This window comes from Pseudomonas bohemica (genome assembly GCF_002934685.1).
GTDB lineage: Bacteria > Pseudomonadota > Gammaproteobacteria > Pseudomonadales > Pseudomonadaceae > Aquipseudomonas > Aquipseudomonas bohemica.
This window is the reverse complement of the sequence record NZ_NKHL01000113.1, coordinates 51,754-68,238: the sequence shown is the minus strand read 5'-3', so window position 1 is coordinate 68,238 and position 16,485 is coordinate 51,754. Positions and strand designations below refer to the sequence as shown.

The following is a 16,485-nucleotide window of genomic DNA, read 5'->3' as shown; positions in this document are numbered from 1 at the left end:
CCACTCAACTGGAGGTAGCTTAGCGGCTGAAGACTTTTATAGGAATGCCCGGCAGGCCGCGGGTCAGGAAGTTGCCAACCTGTTCAGCGTTAATTCAGTCTGTTGGGCCGCTACTCGCCGATTCAGCCAGTCTGCCATCCGAGGCCACACCTGCGCCTGTGCAGCCTTGCTGACCAACATCTGCACATGCCCGAAGTCTTCGGTGAAACCCTGCTCGCGGCCCAGAAGGAGAAACTCCTTATCTAACGAGCCGAACTGTTCGAACAACTCACGACAGGCCCACTCTGGATCCTGATGATCGCCGACGGCCGCGACGCACAGGGTTGGCACATCGACATGTTTCAGCCCCGACCACCAGTCTTCCTTCTTGTCACCAAAACGGCCGAACAGCCCGTGCCAGCGCATGCTTTCCAGAATCACACCCATCGGCTCATCTTCGGGGCCACGTTTGAAGCGAGAGCCGGACAGGTGCTCGAAACGCTTGAGCAACAGGCGGGTGCTCCAGGTCAGCGGCGGCACCTTGAGCAGCCAGTAGCTGCGGGTGACCTGACTGCCAAACAGCGCCACCGATGCGGCGTGCGTGGCGGCGAGGTAATGGCCGCCCAAAGCTGCTGCCAGCGTCGTGCCACCCAGGGAGTGTCCGATCCAGTGCGGCGCCTGTCCACTCTGCTCGAAAACGAACGCGGCAATGGCTGGCAAATCGTAACGGGCGTAATCCGCCACGCGGTTATGCCGATAGGCTTCGTTGCGCGCTGAGAGACCGTGCCCACGCATTTCCGGGATCCAGACGTCGAAGCCGGCGCGAGCCAGATAGGCGCCCAGGCCGATGCCTTTCGGGGAATACCAGAAACGTCGATTGGAAAAGCTGCCGTGCAGAAGAATCACCGGGACGCCACGCACATCGGGAGTCGCTACCAGACCCAGCCGGGTCACGGCCAACTCGACGGTGAAGTCCAGGCTGTTGCCGGGTTTGAGACGGTAAACGTCCTCGATCAGATCGCCACGTCGCTCGGCGCTGATCAGGGCCACAGGAAATAGATGGCTGCTGCTTTGCATATTGCTCTTGCTTGACTCAAAAAATGGCGCATCGCCAGAGATAGCACGGCGTGGCTGCCCCGGCGCTGAACCTTGCAGACGGAAAAAGTCGCAAAAAAAGGGCGGACTCAACAAGACCGCCCTTCTCTTGAGACCGGCCCGCTGAAACGGGCCGGCATCTTACATCATTTTGGAGCGTCTTCTTCGGACAGGAAGAACCAGGTTTCCAGTACCGAATCAGGGTTCAGCGAAACGCTTTCAATGCCCTGCTCCATCAGCCAGCGCGCCAGATCCGGGTGATCGGACGGGCCCTGACCGCAGATACCGATGTACTTGCCAGCCTTGTTGCAGGCTTGAATGGCGTTGGACAGCAGCTTTTTGACCGCAGGGTTACGCTCGTCGAACAGGTGCGCAATGATGCCGGAATCACGATCCAGACCCAGGGTCAGCTGAGTCAGGTCGTTGGAGCCGATGGAGAAGCCGTCGAAGAATTCGAGGAATTCGTCCGCCAGCAAGGCGTTGGATGGCAGCTCGCACATCATGATCACGCGCAGACCGTTCTCGCCGCGAGCCAGACCGTTTTCAGCCAGCAAGTCGACCACCTGACTCGCCTCGCCCAGGGTGCGCACGAACGGCACCATGATCTCGACGTTGGTCAGGCCCATCTCGTTGCGTACACGCTTGAGCGCGCGGCACTCCAGTTCAAAGCAGTCGCGGAAGTTTTCGCTGATGTAACGCGAAGCCCCACGGAAGCCCAGCATCGGGTTTTCCTCTTCCGGCTCGTACAGTTTGCCGCCGATCAGGTTGGCGTATTCGTTGGACTTGAAGTCCGACAGACGCACGATGACCTTCTTCGGCGAGAACGCCGCCGCCAGGGTGCTGATGCCTTCAACCAGCTTCTCGACGTAGAAACCGACCGGATCGTCATAACCGGCGATGCGCTTGTCGACGCTTTCCTTGATATCCAGCGGCAGGTTCGGGTAGTTCAGCAGCGCCTTGGGGTGCACGCCGATCATGCGGTTGATGATGAATTCCAGACGCGCCAGGCCAATACCGGCGTTGGGCAGCTGGGCGAAATCGAACGCGCGGTCGGGGTTGCCGACGTTCATCATGATCTTGAATGGCAGTTCCGGCATGGCATCGACGGAGTTCTGCTTGATGTCGAAACCCAGTTCGCCTTCGAAGATATAGCCGGTGTCGCCCTCGGCGCAGGAAACGGTCACGCCCTGGCCGTCCTTGAGCAGCTCGGTGGCGTTGCCGCAACCCACAACGGCCGGGATACCCAGCTCGCGGGCGATGATCGCCGCGTGGCAGGTGCGACCGCCACGGTTGGTGACGATGGCGCTGGCGCGCTTCATGACCGGTTCCCAGTCCGGATCGGTCATGTCGGAAACCAGCACGTCGCCTGCCTGAACCTTGTCCATTTCGGACACGTCCTTGATGATCCGCACCTTGCCGGCGCCAATGCGCTGGCCGATGGCGCGACCTTCAGCCAGAACGGTGCCCTTCTCCTTGAGCAGGTAGCGTTCCATGACGTTGGCCGAGGAACGGCTCTTCACGGTTTCAGGACGGGCCTGAACGATGTACAGCTTGCCGTCGTCACCGTCCTTGGCCCATTCGATGTCCATCGGGCACTTGTAGTGCTTTTCGATGATCATCGCCTGACGCGCCAGGTTACTGACTTCTTCGTCGCTCAGGCAGAAGCGCGAGCGGTCGGCAGCGTCGACATCGATGACCTTGACCGATTTCCCGGCCTTGGCCTCGTCGCCGTAAATCATCTTGATCGCCTTGCTGCCCAGGTTGCGGCGCAGGATCGCCGGGCGACCGGCTTCAAGCGTGTTCTTGTGAACATAGAATTCATCCGGGTTGACCGCACCCTGCACGACGGTCTCGCCCAGGCCGTAGGCGCCGGTGATGAACACCACGTCACGGAAACCGGATTCGGTGTCCAGGGTGAACATCACCCCGGCGGTACCGGTTTCGGAGCGCACCATGCGCTGTACGCCAGCGGACAGCGCCACCAGCTTGTGGTCGAAACCCTGGTGTACGCGGTAGGAAATGGCGCGGTCGTTGAACAGCGAGGCGAACACTTCTTTCGCTGCCCGGATCACGTTTTCCACGCCACGAATGTTCAGGAAGGTCTCCTGCTGACCGGCGAAGGATGCGTCTGGAAGGTCTTCAGCGGTGGCCGAAGAACGCACGGCAACGGCGATGTCCGGATTGCCCGCCGACAATTCGGCGAAGGCGGTACGGATTTCAGCGTTGAGTTTCTCGGGGAATTCAGCCTCCATGATCCACTGACGGATCTGCGCGCCGGTCTTGGCCAGCGCGTTGACGTCGTCGACATCCAGAGCATCGAGTGCCTTGTGAATCTGATCATTCAGACCACTTTGCTCAAGAAAATCACGATAGGCCTGAGCTGTAGTGGCGAAGCCACCGGGGACGGAAACGCCGGCGCCCGCCAGGTTGCTGATCATCTCGCCGAGGGATGCGTTCTTGCCCCCCACGTGCTCCACATCATGGACGCCGAGCTTATCGAGGGAAACTACGTACTCTACCAAGGTGATCTCTCCACTAACCGATTTGTTGTTGGGAAAAGCTTTGGCGCTGGAACCACAGGAAAAACGGATTCTGCGCGCTCGTGGTCTGGATCTTGAAGTCTGACGCGTAAAACTCGTTAGAATGCGGCACGTCTAGGCCCGCAAGCGCGCCTATGATATCCAAGAATCGTCACCAGCTTAAGGCCTAAGGCGCAAATGAAACGATCCGCTTTCTTTATCTCCGACGGCACCGGCATCACTGCCGAAACCCTGGGCCAGAGCCTGCTAGCGCAGTTTGAAAACATTACGTTCAACAAGTTCACGAGGCCCTACATCGACAGCGTCGAGAAAGCGCGGGCCATGGTTGCGCAAATCAATAAGGCTGCCGAGAAGGACGAGGTACGCCCGATCATCTTCGACACCATCGTCAATCAGGACATCCGCGAGATTCTGGCGACCTCCGACGGCTTCATGATCGACATCTTTTCGACCTTCCTGGCCCCCCTCGAGCAGGAGCTTAGTTCACACTCCTCCTACTCGGTGGGCAAATCGCACTCCATCGGTCACAGCTCCAACTACATGGAGCGCATCGAGGCGGTGAACTTCGCGCTGGATAACGACGACGGCGCACGGACCCATTATTACGACAAGGCCGACATCATTCTGGTGGGTGTCTCGCGTTGCGGGAAGACGCCTACCTGTCTATACATGGCGATGCAATTCGGCATTCGCGCAGCCAACTATCCGCTCACCGAAGACGACATGGAGCGCCTGCAACTGCCACCTGCGCTCAAACAGCATCGCAACAAGCTGTTCGGCCTGACCATTGACCCGGATCGGCTGACCGCGATTCGCCACGAACGTAAGCCCAACAGCCGCTATTCGAGTTTCGCCCAATGCGAATTCGAAGTGCGCGAAGTGGAAAACCTGTTCCGCCGCGAGAACATTCCCAACATCAATTCCACCCATTTCTCGGTCGAGGAAATCTCGGCGAAAGTGTTGGTGGAAAAAGGGGTTGAGCGGCGCTTCAAGTAGCGCCGCACCACTGTAGGAGCCGGCGTGCTGGCGAACGCGTCAGGCCAGGCAATTCAGAGGTACCTGACACACCCGGTTCGCCAGCAAGCCGGCTCCTACAGGATTTGATGTCGGCGCAAATCAGGCGCTGGTCAGACGATCAGAAACTATCCCCCGGCACCCGCACCCAGCCTTCCATCAACACCCGTGCACTGCGGCTCATGATGGCTTTCTTCACTTGCCATTCGCCGTCGACGATCACCGCGTCAGCCCCCACACGCAGGGTTCCCGAAGGATGGCCGAAACGCACGGCGCTGCGCTTGCCGCCACCAGCCGCCAGGTTCACCAGGGTTCCCGGAATCGCAGCCGCGGTGCCAATCGCCACCGCTGCGGTCCCCATCATTGCATGATGCAGCTTGCCCATGGACATGGCGCGAACCAGCAGGTCGGCGTCATCGATCGCGACCCGCTTGCCACTGGAAGACACGTACTCCGCGGGCGCCGCGACGAATGCGACTTTCGGCGTGTGCTGGCGTTTGGCAGCCTCGTCGACATTGTCGATCAAGCCCATGCGCACCGCGCCGTACGCCCGAATGGTTTCGAACATGTTTAACGCTTTCGGATCGCCGTTGATGGCGTCCTGCAATTCGGTGCCGGTGTAACCGATGTCGCTGGCATTGACGAAAATCGTCGGGATGCCGGCGTTGATCATGGTCGCCTTGAAGGTGCCGACCCCGGGCACTTCCAGATCGTCCACCAGATTGCCGGTAGGGAACATCGAGCCACCGGCGCCTTCTTCTTCGGCTGCCGGATCCATGAACTCCAGCTGAACCTCCGCCGCTGAAAAGGTGACTCCGTCCAGTTCGAAGTCACCGGTCTCCTGGACCTCTCCATGGGTGATCGGCACATGAGCGATGATGGTCTTGCCGATGTTGGCCTGCCAGATCCTGATCACCGCCACGCCGTCCTCGGGAATCCGGCTGGCGTCCACCAGCCCGTTGCTGATCGCGAATGGCCCGACCGCCGCTGAAAGGTTGCCGCAGTTGCCGCTCCAGTCCACGAAAGGCTTGTCGATGGACACCTGGCCGAACAGGTAGTCGACGTCGTGATCGGCCTTGATGCTCTTCGACAGAATCACCGTTTTGCTGGTGCTCGACGTCGCGCCTCCCATGCCATCGATCTGTTTTGCGTAAGGGTCAGGACTGCCGATGACCCGTAGCAGCAGGGAATCACGCACCGGGCCGGGCACTTGCGCGGCTTCGGGCAGGTCCTGCAAGCGAAAGAACACCCCTTTGCTGGTGCCGCCGCGCATGTAAGTCGCGGGAATCCTGATTTGCGCTGTATGAGCCATCAGTTCGTTTTCCTTCTATATAAGAAGCTGGCGCCACGTGTCCGTAGCGCCGCCAAGCCTCAAGCCACGGCGGAGGATTCCAGGAAGTCCTGGGCAAAGCGCTGCAGCACGCCGCCGGCTTCGTAGATCGAAACCTCTTCGCCCGTGTCCAGACGGCAGGTAACCGGCACGTCCACGCGCTCGCCGTTTTTGCGCTGAATGACCAGCGTCAGGGTAGCCCGTGGCGTACGTTCGCCGATCACGTCGAAAGTTTCGGTGCCGTCGATGCCCAGTGTGGTGCGGTTGGTGCCGGGCTTGAACTCCAGCGGCAATACGCCCATGCCCACCAGGTTGGTACGGTGGATGCGCTCGAACCCTTCGGCGACGATGGCCTCGACGCCCGCCAGACGCACGCCCTTGGCCGCCCAGTCACGGGACGAACCCTGACCGTAATCGGCACCGGCGACGATGATCAGCGGCTGTTTGCGATCCATGTAGGTTTCGATGGCCTCCCACATGCGTGTGACCTGCCCTTCGGGCTCGATCCGCGCCAGCGAACCCTGCTTGACCTTGCCGTTCTCCTGAACCATCTCGTTGAACAGTTTCGGGTTGGCGAAAGTCGCACGCTGCGCCGTCAGGTAGTCGCCCCGGTGGGTGGCGTAGGAGTTGAAATCCTCTTCCGGCAGGCCCATCCGTGCCAGATATTCGCCCGCCGCGCTGTCGAGCATGATGGCGTTGGAAGGAGACAGGTGATCGGTGGTGATGTTGTCCGGCAGCACCGCCAGCGGGCGCATACCCTTGAGGGTCCGCTCGCCAGCCAACGCGCCTTCCCAGTACGGTGGACGACGAATGTAGGTGCTCGCCGGACGCCAGTTGTACAGCGGCTCGACTTTCGGGCCGGTGTCCTCATGGATGGCAAACATTGGGATGTACACCTGACGGAACTGCTCCGGCTTGACCGAGGCCTTGACCACTGCGTCGATTTCCTCGTCGCTTGGCCAGATGTCCTTCAGGCGAATCTCTTCACCGTTGGCGCCGATGCCCAGCACATCTTTCTCGATGTCGAAGCGGATCGTGCCCGCGATGGCGTAGGCGACCACCAACGGCGGCGAGGCGAGAAAGGCCTGTTTGGCGTAGGGATGGATACGCCCGTCAAAGTTGCGGTTACCTGACAGCACCGCCGTCGCGTACAGATCGCGGTCGATGATTTCCTGCTGGATCACCGGATCCAGCGCGCCGGACATTCCGTTGCAGGTGGTGCAGGCAAACGCCACAACGCCGAAGCCCAATTGCTCCAGCTCATCAGTCAGCCCGGCTTCGTCCAGATACAACGCGACGGTCTTGGAGCCCGGAGCCAGCGAGGATTTGACCCAGGGTTTACGGGTCAGGCCCAGTTTGTTGGCGTTGCGTGCGAGCAAGCCCGCGGCAATTACGTTGCGCGGGTTGCTGGTGTTGGTGCAACTGGTGATCGCCGCGATGATGACCGCGCCATCGGGCATCAGGCCGGGGGTTTCTTCCCAGGCGCTGGCGATGCCTTTGGCCGCGAGATCGGAGGTGGCCACCCGCGCATGCGGGTTGGACGGGCCTGCCATGTTGCGCACGACGCTCGACAGATCGAAGCTGAGCACACGCTCGTATTCGGCCGTCGACAGCGTATCGGCCCACAGGCCGGTGTGTCTGGCGAAGGTTTCCACCAGTTTGACCTGCTGGTCATCGCGACCGGTGAGGGTCAGGTAATCGATGGTCTGTTGGTCGATGGCGAACATCGCCGCCGTGGCGCCGTATTCCGGGGCCATGTTGGAAATAGTGGCGCGATCGCCCAGGGTCAGCGCGGTTGCGCCTGCGCCGTAGAACTCCAGCCATGCACCGACCACCTTCTGTTTACGCAGGAACTCGGTCAGCGCCAGTACCACGTCGGTCGCGGTGATGCCTGGCTGCGGACGTCCACTCAGTTCAACACCGATGATGTCCGGCAGGCGCATCCACGAAGCGCGGCCGAGCATGACATTCTCCGCTTCCAGCCCGCCGACACCGATGGCGATCACGCCCAGCGCATCGACATGGGGGGTATGGCTGTCAGTGCCGACCAGGGTATCGGGGAACGCCACGCCATTGAGGGTCTGGATCACCGGCGACATTCGCTCCAGATTGATCTGGTGCATGATGCCGTTGCCCGGCGGAATCACTTCGACGTTCTTGAACGCCTGCTTGGTCCAGTTGATGAAGTGAAACCGGTCTTCGTTACGACGGTCTTCGATGGCGCGGTTCTTGTTGAATGCATCCGGGTCATAACCGCCGCATTCCACGGCCAGCGAATGGTCGACGATCAGTTGCACCGGCACCACGGGATTGACCTGCGCCGGGTCGCCGCCCATATCGGCAATGGCATCGCGCAGACCGGCCAGGTCCACCAGCGCGGTCTGGCCGAGAATGTCGTGGCACACCACGCGAGCGGGGAACCAGGGGAAATCCAGGTCGCGCTTGCGTTCGATCAGCTGCGTCAGGGACGCCTTGAGGGTGGCCGGATCGCAACGACGCACCAGGTTTTCGGCCAGCACCCGCGAGGTATACGGCAGCGTTGCATAGGCGCCTGGCTTGATCGCATCGACCGCTTCGCGGGCGTCGAAGTAATCCAGTGCGCTGCCAGGCAGTGATTTGCGGTATTGAGTGTTCATTGTCAGGACTCGATCACGGTAGTTTCAAAAGGTGGGGCCTGCACCGGGCCTGAACTGAACGCGGTGCAGACGTCCCGACCCATTCAGCGTTGTTCGATTGGCACGAACTTGCGCTGTTCGACGCCGATGTATTCGGCGCTCGGACGGATGATGCGGTTGTTGGCACGCTGTTCGAAGACGTGGGCCGCCCAGCCAGTCAGGCGCGAGCAGACGAAGATCGGCGTGAACAGCTTGGTCGCAATGCCCATGAAGTGGTACGCCGACGCATGATAGAAATCGGCGTTGGGGAACAGCTTCTTCTGCTCCCACATGGTCTTGTCGATGGCTTCGGAAACCGGGAACAGCACCTTGTCGCCGACCTCGTCAGCGAGCTTCTTCGACCAGCCCTTGATCACCTCATTGCGCGGATCGTTGTCCTTATAGATCGCGTGGCCGAAGCCCATGATCTTGTCCTTGCGCTCGAGCATGCCCAGGGTGCCCTTGACCGCCTCGTCGGCCGACGAGAACTTCTCGATCATGTCCATCGCCGCTTCGTTGGCGCCACCGTGCAGCGGGCCACGCAGAGTGCCGATTGCGGCAGTGATGCAGGAGAACAGATCCGACAGGGTCGAGGCGCAGACCCGCGCGGTGAAGGTCGAGGCGTTGAATTCGTGCTCTGCGTAGAGGATCAGCGAAACGTCCATGACCTTGCGATGCAGCTCGCTCGGCGTCTTGTCCAGCAACAGTTTGAGGAAGTGGCCACCGATGGACACTTCATCGGTGACGCAGTCGATGCGCTTGCCATCGTGACTGAAGCGATACCAGTAGCACATGATCGCCGGGAACGCGGCCAGCAGGCGGTCGGTGGAATCGCGTTGCTGCTCGAAGTTATTTTCAGGCTCCAGGTTGCCGAGCATTGAGCAGCCGGTACGCATCACGTCCATCGGATGCGCGTCGGCGGGAATGCGCTCCAGCACTTCTTTCAAGGCTTGCGGCAAGTCGCGCAGGCCCTGGAGTTTTTTCAGATAAGTGTCCAATTGCGCCTGGGTCGGCAACTCGCCGTACAGCAGCAGGTACGCAACCTCTTCGAAACGGGCATCGGCGGCCAGTTCGCGCACGTCATAGCCACGATAGGTCAGCCCGGCACCAGCCTGGCCAACGGTCGACAGGGCAGTCTGTCCGGCAACCTGGCCACGCAGGCCAGCGCCACTCAATACTTTTCCTTCAGCCATTGCTCTCTCCAATCTTGTAGTTTTTCAGGGAATCGGCAATTCAGTGCGCTGTACGCATCACGTTTTTTTAGGAGCGCGCTTGTCCGCGATTGCGATCAGCCATGCCACCAATGCGATTGACGCACGGTGATCGCGGGCAAGCACGCCCCTACAACGATGCGTCTTCAGCCCTTCTTCTGGGCAAACAACGCATCCAGTTTCTGTTCGAAAGCGTGGTAATCAATGCGCTCGTACAACTCCATGCGGGTCTGCATGGTGTCGACCACATTCTTCTGCGTGCCATCGCGGCGGATCGCGGTGTAGACGTTTTCCGCCGCCTTGTTCATCGCGCGGAAGGCCGACAGCGGATACAGCACCAGCGCCACCTCCGCGGATTTCAGCTCATCGGTGGTGAACAGCGGTGTCGAGCCGAATTCGGTGATATTGGCCAGGATCGGCGCCTTCACCCGCGAGGCGAACAGCTTGTACATCTCAAGTTCGGTGATGGCTTCCGGGAACACCATGTCGGCGCCCGCTTCGATGCATGCAGCTGCGCGATCCAGCGCCGACTCCAGCCCTTCTACCGCCAGCGCGTCGGTACGCGCCATGATCACGAAACTGTCGTCGGTGCGCGCATCCACGGCCGCCTTGATGCGGTCGACCATCTCCTGCTGCGAAACGATTTCCTTGCCTGGGCGATGACCGCAACGCTTGGCGCCGACCTGATCCTCGATGTGCATGGCCGCCGCGCCGAACTTGATCATCGACTTCACAGTGCGCGCCACGTTGAACGCCGAAGCGCCGAAACCGGTGTCTACGTCCACCAGCAATGGCAGATCACAGACATCGGTGATGCGGCGCACGTCGGTCAACACGTCATCCAGACCGGTGATCCCCAAATCCGGCACCCCCAAGGAGCCAGCGGCCACGCCGCCACCGGATAGATAGATGGCCTTGAAACCGGCACGTTGCGCGAGCAGGGCGTGGTTGGCGTTGATCGCGCCAACCACTTGCAGCGGGTGTTCACTGGCAACCGCATCACGGAAGCGTTGGCCGGGAGTCGTTCTTGAAGTCATTGTTCACCTCGGGCAGTAGCAGCTTGGTAGCGCTGTTCGATGTTGCGTTTCGACGCGCCGATATGGCGACGCATCAACAGTTCGGCCAGTTCGCCGTCACGGTCGGCGATGGCATCGAGAATGCGGTGGTGTTCAGTGAAGGCCATGCGGGGCCGGTTGGGCGTGGTGGAGAATTGAATGCGGTACATGCGCACCAGCTGATACAACTCGCCGCAGAGCATCTGGGTCAGCGTGCTGTTGCGCGCGCCCTGGATGATTCGGTAGTGGAAGTCGAAGTCGCCTTCCTGCTGGTAGTAGCCGACCCCCGCCTGAAATGCAGGATCACGCTCGTGGGTTTCCAGCACATGGCGCAAATCATCGATCTCGGCGACGGTCATGCGCTCGGCGGCCAGACGACAAGCCATGCCCTCGAGAGATTCGCGGATCTCATAGAGTTCAACCAGCTCGGCATGGCTCAGCGACACTACACGAGCGCCGACATGGGGCACCCGCACCAGCAGACGCTGGCCTTCCAGACGATGAATCGCCTCGCGCAGCGGGCCGCGACTGATGCCGTAAGTTCGCGCAAGCTCCGGTTCGGATATCTTGCTGCCGGGCGCAATCTCGCCTTGGACGATCGCCGCCTGTATGCGCCGAAATACGTTCTCCGAGAGCGTTTCCGCATCTACCGGAGCGGCGGTGATGACTTCGGTGGCATCCAACATTGTTGACACCTTCTTATTGAATGACGCCGAATTTAGCGAAATACCCCCCAATTAGTCAAAGACATTTTCAATACTGTCGACAATCTCCTAATAACCACCCAGCATGAGGACGTTTCCTACAACCACTGTCAGAGACGCCCTTCGCTGGCGCCACAAAGCCTTCATGCTAGAATGCCGACCGCATCCACCTCCGTGACAGGGGGTCCAGGGATGTCCCTGCTGGCTGCGGCCCGCGCCAAACAAAAACCCGAGCTGACGTCAAAAACGGCTCCCTGTTCCTCTCCACCGCGCCAGGACCTATGAGCCGCCATCCTTTACTCTTTCTTTTCTGCCTGTATCTGCCGGGCCTGTTCCTCGGCAATCTCTGCCTGGCCGCGGGCAAGACCGTCTACGGCTTGAACGAGTACGCGGAACTGGCAGGCATCGATCTGCAGGTGGCGGCAAAACTCGATACCGGGGCGAAGACCGCCTCCCTTAGCGCCCGTGACATCAAGCGTTTCAAGCGCGACGGTGAATCCTGGGTGCGCTTCTATCTCGCCATCGACGATGCCCACGAACACCCGATCGAACGCCCCTTGGCGCGGGTCAGCAAGATCAAGCGTCGTGCTGGCGACGTCGACCCGGACGATGAGAAGAAATACACCTCGCGGCCGGTGATCAGCCTTGACGTGTGCATGGGCAGCGCTTCGCGAACCATAGAAGTGAACTTGACCGACCGAAGTGCTTTCCAATACCCGCTTTTGATTGGCTCCGAGGCCCTCAAGCACTTCGACGCGCTGGTCGACCCAAGCCTTAAATATGCAGCGGGCAAACCGGCCTGCGTCACTGATGCTCAAACCGCAGAGTAATTACATGCGCTCTCTTACCCTCCATCTGAAAATCCTGATCACGGCCCTGGTGGCACTGGGGATCGCGATCACGGCCTATCAGATATTGGTGCTCGGCATCCCGGTGACCGAAGACGAAACCGACGACCTGTGGAATATCGACGCCAAGGTCGAGTTCGTCGCCAACCCGAAAGACTCGGTCAAGGTGCAGATGTACGTACCACCGCTCTCGCGGGATTACATCAGCCTCAACGAAAGCTTCATCTCCAACAATTACGGCGTGAACGTCAACCGCGCCGATGGCAACCGCAAGGTCACCTGGTCAGCCCGTCGCGCCACCGGCAATCAGACGCTGTATTACCGACTGGTACTGACCAAGCGCTACAGCGGCGAAAAAGCCAAGGTCAAAGGCCCGATCTTTCGTGACAGCATCGCCGTCGAAGGTCCGGAAAAAATCGCCGCCGACGCCCTCCTCGCACCGATTCGCCAACATTCGGCCGATGTCGAAACCTTCGTCAGCGAGGCCATTCGGCGTGTCAACAACCTGAGTGACGACAACGTCAAGCTGTTGCTGGCGGGCGACACGTCGGTGCAGAACAAGGCCCGCATCACTGAAATCCTGCTATCCGTGGCCCACGTCCCGGTGGAGAAGGTTCACACCATCCGCCTGGTTGCCGATCAGCCGCAGATGCCCGAACTCTGGCTGCGCAGCTTCAACGGCAAGGACTGGCTGTATTTCAATCCGGAAACCGGCGAGGCTGGCCTGCCCCAGGATCGCCTGCTGTGGTGGGTCGGCGACGACAACCTGATCACGGTCGAAGGTGGCAAGAAGGCTACGGTCAACTTCAGTCTGAACAACAGCGAGATGAACGCCATCCGCCTGGCCAAGCTGACTGACGAAAGCACCGATGCCGACTTCCTCGAATATTCCCTGTACGGCCTGCCCCTGCAGACTCAACAGACCTTCATGATCATGGTGATGATCCCGATCGGAGTGCTGGTGATCCTGATCCTGCGCAACCTGATCGGCTTGCAGACCCTGGGGACTTTCACCCCGGTACTGATCGCCCTGGCCTTCCGCGAAACCCAGCTCGGCTTCGGCATCGTGCTGTTCACCATCATCACGGCGCTGGGTCTGTCGCTGCGCTCCTATCTCGAACACCTGAAGCTGCAGATGTTGCCGAGGCTGTCGGTGGTGCTGACCTTCGTGGTGGTGCTGATCGCGGCCATCAGCCTGTTCAGTCACAAGCTCGGATTGGAGCGCGGGCTGTCCGTGGCGCTGTTCCCGATGGTGATTCTGACCATGACCATCGAGCGCCTGTCGATCACCTGGGAAGAACGCGGCGGCAGTCACGCGATGAAAGTTGCCGTCGGCACGCTGTTCGCGGCCTCCCTGGCACACATCATCATGAGCGTGCCGGAGCTCATCTATTTCGTCTTCACCTTCCCGGCGATTCTGCTGATTCTGGTGGGCTTCATGCTGGCGATGGGGCGTTATCGCGGCTATCGCCTGACCGAGCTGATCCGTTTCAAGGCCTTCCTCAAGGAAGACGCCGAACGGGAAAACGTCAAATGATCGGCTGGTGGAAAACCTGGAAGGCGCTCGAAGCCAAGGGGATCATGGGCATTAACCGGCGAAACGCCGATTACGTGCTCAAGTACAACAAGCGCAGCCTGTACCCCATCGTCGATGACAAGATCATCACCAAGGAGCGCGCCATCGCTGCAGGCATTCATGTGCCACAGATGTATGGAATCATTTCCACCGAAAAGGAAATCGAGAAGCTCGACGAGATCATTGGTGGGCGTAGCGATTTCGTGATCAAACCGGCGCAAGGCGCCGGGGGTGACGGCATTCTGGTGATCGCCGATCGTTTCGAAGAGCGATTTCGCACGATTTCCGGACGCATCATCAGCCACGAGGAAATCGAGCATCAGATTTCCAGCATTCTCACGGGCCTGTATTCGCTGGGTGGTCACCGTGATCGCGCATTGATCGAATACCGAGTCACGCCCGACCCGATCTTCAAGAGCATCAGCTATGAAGGTGTCCCGGACATTCGGGTGATTGTGCTGATGGGCTACCCGGTGATGGCGATGCTGCGCCTGCCCACGCGCCAGTCCGGCGGCAAGGCCAACCTGCACCAAGGCGCCATCGGCGTCGGCGTCGACCTGGCGACCGGGCTGACACTGCGCGGCACCTGGCTTAACAACATCATCAGCAAACACCCCGACACCGCCAACGCGGTGGATGGCGTACAACTGCCGAACTGGAACGGCTTCATGCGCCTGGCCGCCGAATGCTATGAGCTGTGCGGCCTTGGCTACATCGGCGTGGACATGGTGCTGGATCAGGATCGCGGGCCGCTGATCCTCGAACTCAACGCCCGCCCCGGCCTTAACATCCAGATTGCCAACGACTGCGGGCTGACCCATCGCACGCTGGCGGTAGAGAAACGCCTGGAAGAACTGACTGCCGAAGGCCGTCATGACGATCCGGATGAGCGGGTGAAGTTCGTTCAGGGATTGTTTGGCCACGTTTGACCCGATTCTTGCGCCCCGATTGAGCACCCATTTTCTCCGGGATTCGCGCTGCCGTTCCCTTGTGGTAGGGGCCGGCAGAATAGCGGCGCCCCGGCACCAATTCCGACACTACCCCTAGGAGTCAGGTCACCGGAAGACTACAATCGCCGTCCGCGCACCACGACTGATTTCCCTCGCATGCCAACCTGTTCCGTACACCCGCTCGCCTACCACGTTGACCCGACCGGGTATTTTTCTCTGGTTCGTCAGGCGCCTGGTGCCGTGCTGCTCGACAGCGGCAGGCCCGAGGCAGACCGGGGCCGTTTCGATATCCTCAGCGCCTGGCCGGTTGAAACGTTCACGGCGGATGCTGAGGAAAGCGGCGCAGCGTTCGTGCAGCGCCTGCGTGAAAGACTGACAGCCCTGGGCTACGCCGACTTACCCGAGCACAGTCCACTGCCCTTCGCCGGCGGAATGATGGGGTATCTGGCCTACGATTTCGGTCGCCTGCTTGAACCGTTGCCGAGTCTGGCCGTTGACGACCTGCATCTGCCGTCGGCGCAACTGGGACTGTACGCCTGGGCGCTGATCAGCGATCACCAGCGACGCACCACTGAACTGGTTTTTCACCCCACCGTTGGGAGCCACGAACGCCAGCGTTTGATCGGGCTGTTCGGGCAGCCGCAGACCGCGACCCACGCAACCTTCAACCTCAGTCAACCCTTCGCCGCTGACACCAGCGCCGACCAATACCGCCAGGCCATCGAACGAATCCAGGCCTACATTCAGGCCGGTGACTGCTATCAGGTGAATTTCGCCCAGCGCTTTCGGGCCCGTTACAGCGGCGAGCCGTGGGCAGCCTATCAGGCATTGCGCCTGGCCTGCCCGACCCCGTTCGCCGGTTACCTGAGCTTGCCCGAGGGCGATGCGATCCTGAGCCTGTCGCCCGAGCGCTTCGTCAAAGTCAGTCAACGGCAAGTCGAAGCCCGCCCTATCAAGGGCACCCGACCGCGAGGCAAGGATGCGGCACAAGACGCCGCCTACGCCGAAGAACTGCTGGCGAGCAAGAAGGATCGCGCAGAGAACCTGATGATCGTCGACCTGTTGCGTAACGATCTGGGGCGCACCTGTCGCATCGGTTCGGTGAAAGTCCCGGAGTTGTTCAGCCTGGAAAGCTATCCAAACGTGCATCATCTGGTCAGCGCCGTCACCGGCGAACTGGCGGCAGACAAGGACGCACTGGACCTGATCACTGGCAGTTTCCCCGGCGGTTCGATTACCGGCGCGCCGAAAATTCGTTCGATGCAGATCATCGACGAACTGGAACCGAACCGCCGGGCGCTGTATTGCGGGTCATTGCTGTACCTGGACGTGCGCGGCGCAATGGACAGTTCCATCGCCATCCGCAGCCTGCTGGCCCAGAATGGCCAGATCGCCTGCTGGGGCGGCGGCGGGATCGTCGCCGACTCGGACTGGGAGGCGGAATATCAGGAATCCATTACCAAAGTGCGGGTCCTTTTGCGCACGTTGGAAGCGTTGTGATTCAGACTTCTTAAACGCTGCGACCCCTG

Annotated in this window: 12 protein-coding genes; 5 read left to right on the top strand and 7 right to left on the bottom strand. The window is 60.5% G+C overall.

From position 1 onward, the window contains the following. Window positions 1-63: 63 nt before the first annotated feature. The gene (locus tag CE491_RS18220) at window positions 64-1,056 is read right to left on the bottom strand and encodes an alpha/beta fold hydrolase (RefSeq protein WP_110949728.1); all 993 of its coding nucleotides are present in this window, start codon (window positions 1,054-1,056) and stop codon (window positions 64-66) included. A gap of 164 nt (window positions 1,057-1,220) precedes the next feature. Then, window positions 1,221-3,596 carry a phosphoenolpyruvate synthase gene (ppsA, locus tag CE491_RS18215; protein WP_110949727.1) on the bottom strand — a complete coding sequence of 792 codons (2,376 nt, stop codon included), beginning with the start codon at window positions 3,594-3,596 and terminating at the stop codon, window positions 1,221-1,223. 195 nt (window positions 3,597-3,791) lie between these two features. Between ppsA and ppsR the strand changes: the two genes are divergently transcribed. Continuing rightward, on the top strand, window positions 3,792-4,610 hold the full coding sequence (ppsR, locus tag CE491_RS18210) for a posphoenolpyruvate synthetase regulatory kinase/phosphorylase PpsR (protein WP_110949726.1): 819 nt from the start codon (window positions 3,792-3,794) through the stop codon (window positions 4,608-4,610). 139 nt (window positions 4,611-4,749) lie between these two features. On the opposite strand, the gene prpF is transcribed toward ppsR, so the two are convergent. From prpF to CE491_RS18185, 5 genes are all read right to left on the bottom strand, one after another. Then, on the bottom strand, window positions 4,750-5,940 hold the full coding sequence (prpF, locus tag CE491_RS18205; RefSeq protein WP_110949725.1) for a 2-methylaconitate cis-trans isomerase PrpF: 1,191 nt from the start codon (window positions 5,938-5,940) through the stop codon (window positions 4,750-4,752). Window positions 5,941-5,999: 59 nt separating this feature from the next. Beyond that, on the bottom strand, window positions 6,000-8,594 hold the full coding sequence (gene acnD / locus CE491_RS18200) for a Fe/S-dependent 2-methylisocitrate dehydratase AcnD (protein WP_110949724.1): 2,595 nt from the start codon (window positions 8,592-8,594) through the stop codon (window positions 6,000-6,002). A gap of 83 nt (window positions 8,595-8,677) precedes the next feature. Then, a complete protein-coding gene (gene prpC, locus CE491_RS18195; RefSeq protein ID WP_110949723.1) occupies window positions 8,678-9,805 on the bottom strand; it encodes a bifunctional 2-methylcitrate synthase/citrate synthase in 1,128 nt (375 codons plus the stop codon). 164 nt (window positions 9,806-9,969) lie between these two features. Further along, window positions 9,970-10,860, bottom strand: a complete 891-nt coding sequence (gene prpB, locus CE491_RS18190; RefSeq protein WP_110949722.1) for a methylisocitrate lyase — start codon at window positions 10,858-10,860, stop codon at window positions 9,970-9,972. Further along, window positions 10,857-11,564: a GntR family transcriptional regulator gene (locus tag CE491_RS18185; protein ID WP_110949721.1), complete on the bottom strand. Its 708-nt coding sequence runs from the start codon at window positions 11,562-11,564 to the stop codon at window positions 10,857-10,859. Before CE491_RS18185 ends, prpB begins: the two co-directional genes overlap by 4 nt. 299 nt (window positions 11,565-11,863) lie before the next feature. Here CE491_RS18185 and rloA point away from each other — a divergent pair, with 299 nt between their 5' ends. From rloA to pabB, 4 genes are all read left to right on the top strand, one after another. Beyond that, complete coding sequence (gene rloA / locus CE491_RS18180) at window positions 11,864-12,412, top strand: retropepsin-like aspartic peptidase RloA (protein ID WP_110949720.1); 549 nt, start codon at window positions 11,864-11,866, stop codon at window positions 12,410-12,412. A gap of 4 nt (window positions 12,413-12,416) precedes the next feature. Further along, complete coding sequence (gene rloB / locus CE491_RS18175; RefSeq protein WP_110949835.1) at window positions 12,417-13,967, top strand: osmotic stress tolerance membrane protein RloB; 1,551 nt, start codon at window positions 12,417-12,419, stop codon at window positions 13,965-13,967. Then, a complete protein-coding gene (locus CE491_RS18170) occupies window positions 13,967-14,935 on the top strand; it encodes an alpha-L-glutamate ligase-like protein (protein ID WP_199885167.1) in 969 nt (322 codons plus the stop codon). Before rloB ends, CE491_RS18170 begins: the two co-directional genes overlap by 1 nt. Window positions 14,936-15,112: 177 nt before the next feature. Continuing rightward, the gene (gene pabB, locus CE491_RS18165; protein WP_110949718.1) at window positions 15,113-16,456 is read left to right on the top strand and encodes an aminodeoxychorismate synthase component I; all 1,344 of its coding nucleotides are present in this window, start codon (window positions 15,113-15,115) and stop codon (window positions 16,454-16,456) included. Window positions 16,457-16,485 lie beyond the last annotated feature (29 nt).

What these genes read in the sequence shown, in the direction of transcription:
- rloA (WP_110949720.1), top strand. Translation starts at nt 11,864, where the DNA reads ATGAGCCGCCATCCTTTACTCTTTCTTTTCTGCCTGTATCTGCCGGGC.
- CE491_RS18185 (WP_110949721.1), bottom strand. Translation starts at nt 11,564, where the DNA reads ATGTTGGATGCCACCGAAGTCATCACCGCCGCTCCGGTAGATGCGGAA.
- pabB (WP_110949718.1), top strand. Translation starts at nt 15,113, where the DNA reads ATGCCAACCTGTTCCGTACACCCGCTCGCCTACCACGTTGACCCGACC.
- prpC (WP_110949723.1), bottom strand. Translation starts at nt 9,805, where the DNA reads ATGGCTGAAGGAAAAGTATTGAGTGGCGCTGGCCTGCGTGGCCAGGTT.
- prpF (WP_110949725.1), bottom strand. Translation starts at nt 5,940, where the DNA reads ATGGCTCATACAGCGCAAATCAGGATTCCCGCGACTTACATGCGCGGC.
- CE491_RS18220 (WP_110949728.1), bottom strand. Translation starts at nt 1,056, where the DNA reads ATGCAAAGCAGCAGCCATCTATTTCCTGTGGCCCTGATCAGCGCCGAG.
- prpB (WP_110949722.1), bottom strand. Translation starts at nt 10,860, where the DNA reads ATGACTTCAAGAACGACTCCCGGCCAACGCTTCCGTGATGCGGTTGCC.
- ppsR (WP_110949726.1), top strand. Translation starts at nt 3,792, where the DNA reads ATGAAACGATCCGCTTTCTTTATCTCCGACGGCACCGGCATCACTGCC.
- rloB (WP_110949835.1), top strand. Translation starts at nt 12,417, where the DNA reads ATGCGCTCTCTTACCCTCCATCTGAAAATCCTGATCACGGCCCTGGTG.
- acnD (WP_110949724.1), bottom strand. Translation starts at nt 8,594, where the DNA reads ATGAACACTCAATACCGCAAATCACTGCCTGGCAGCGCACTGGATTAC.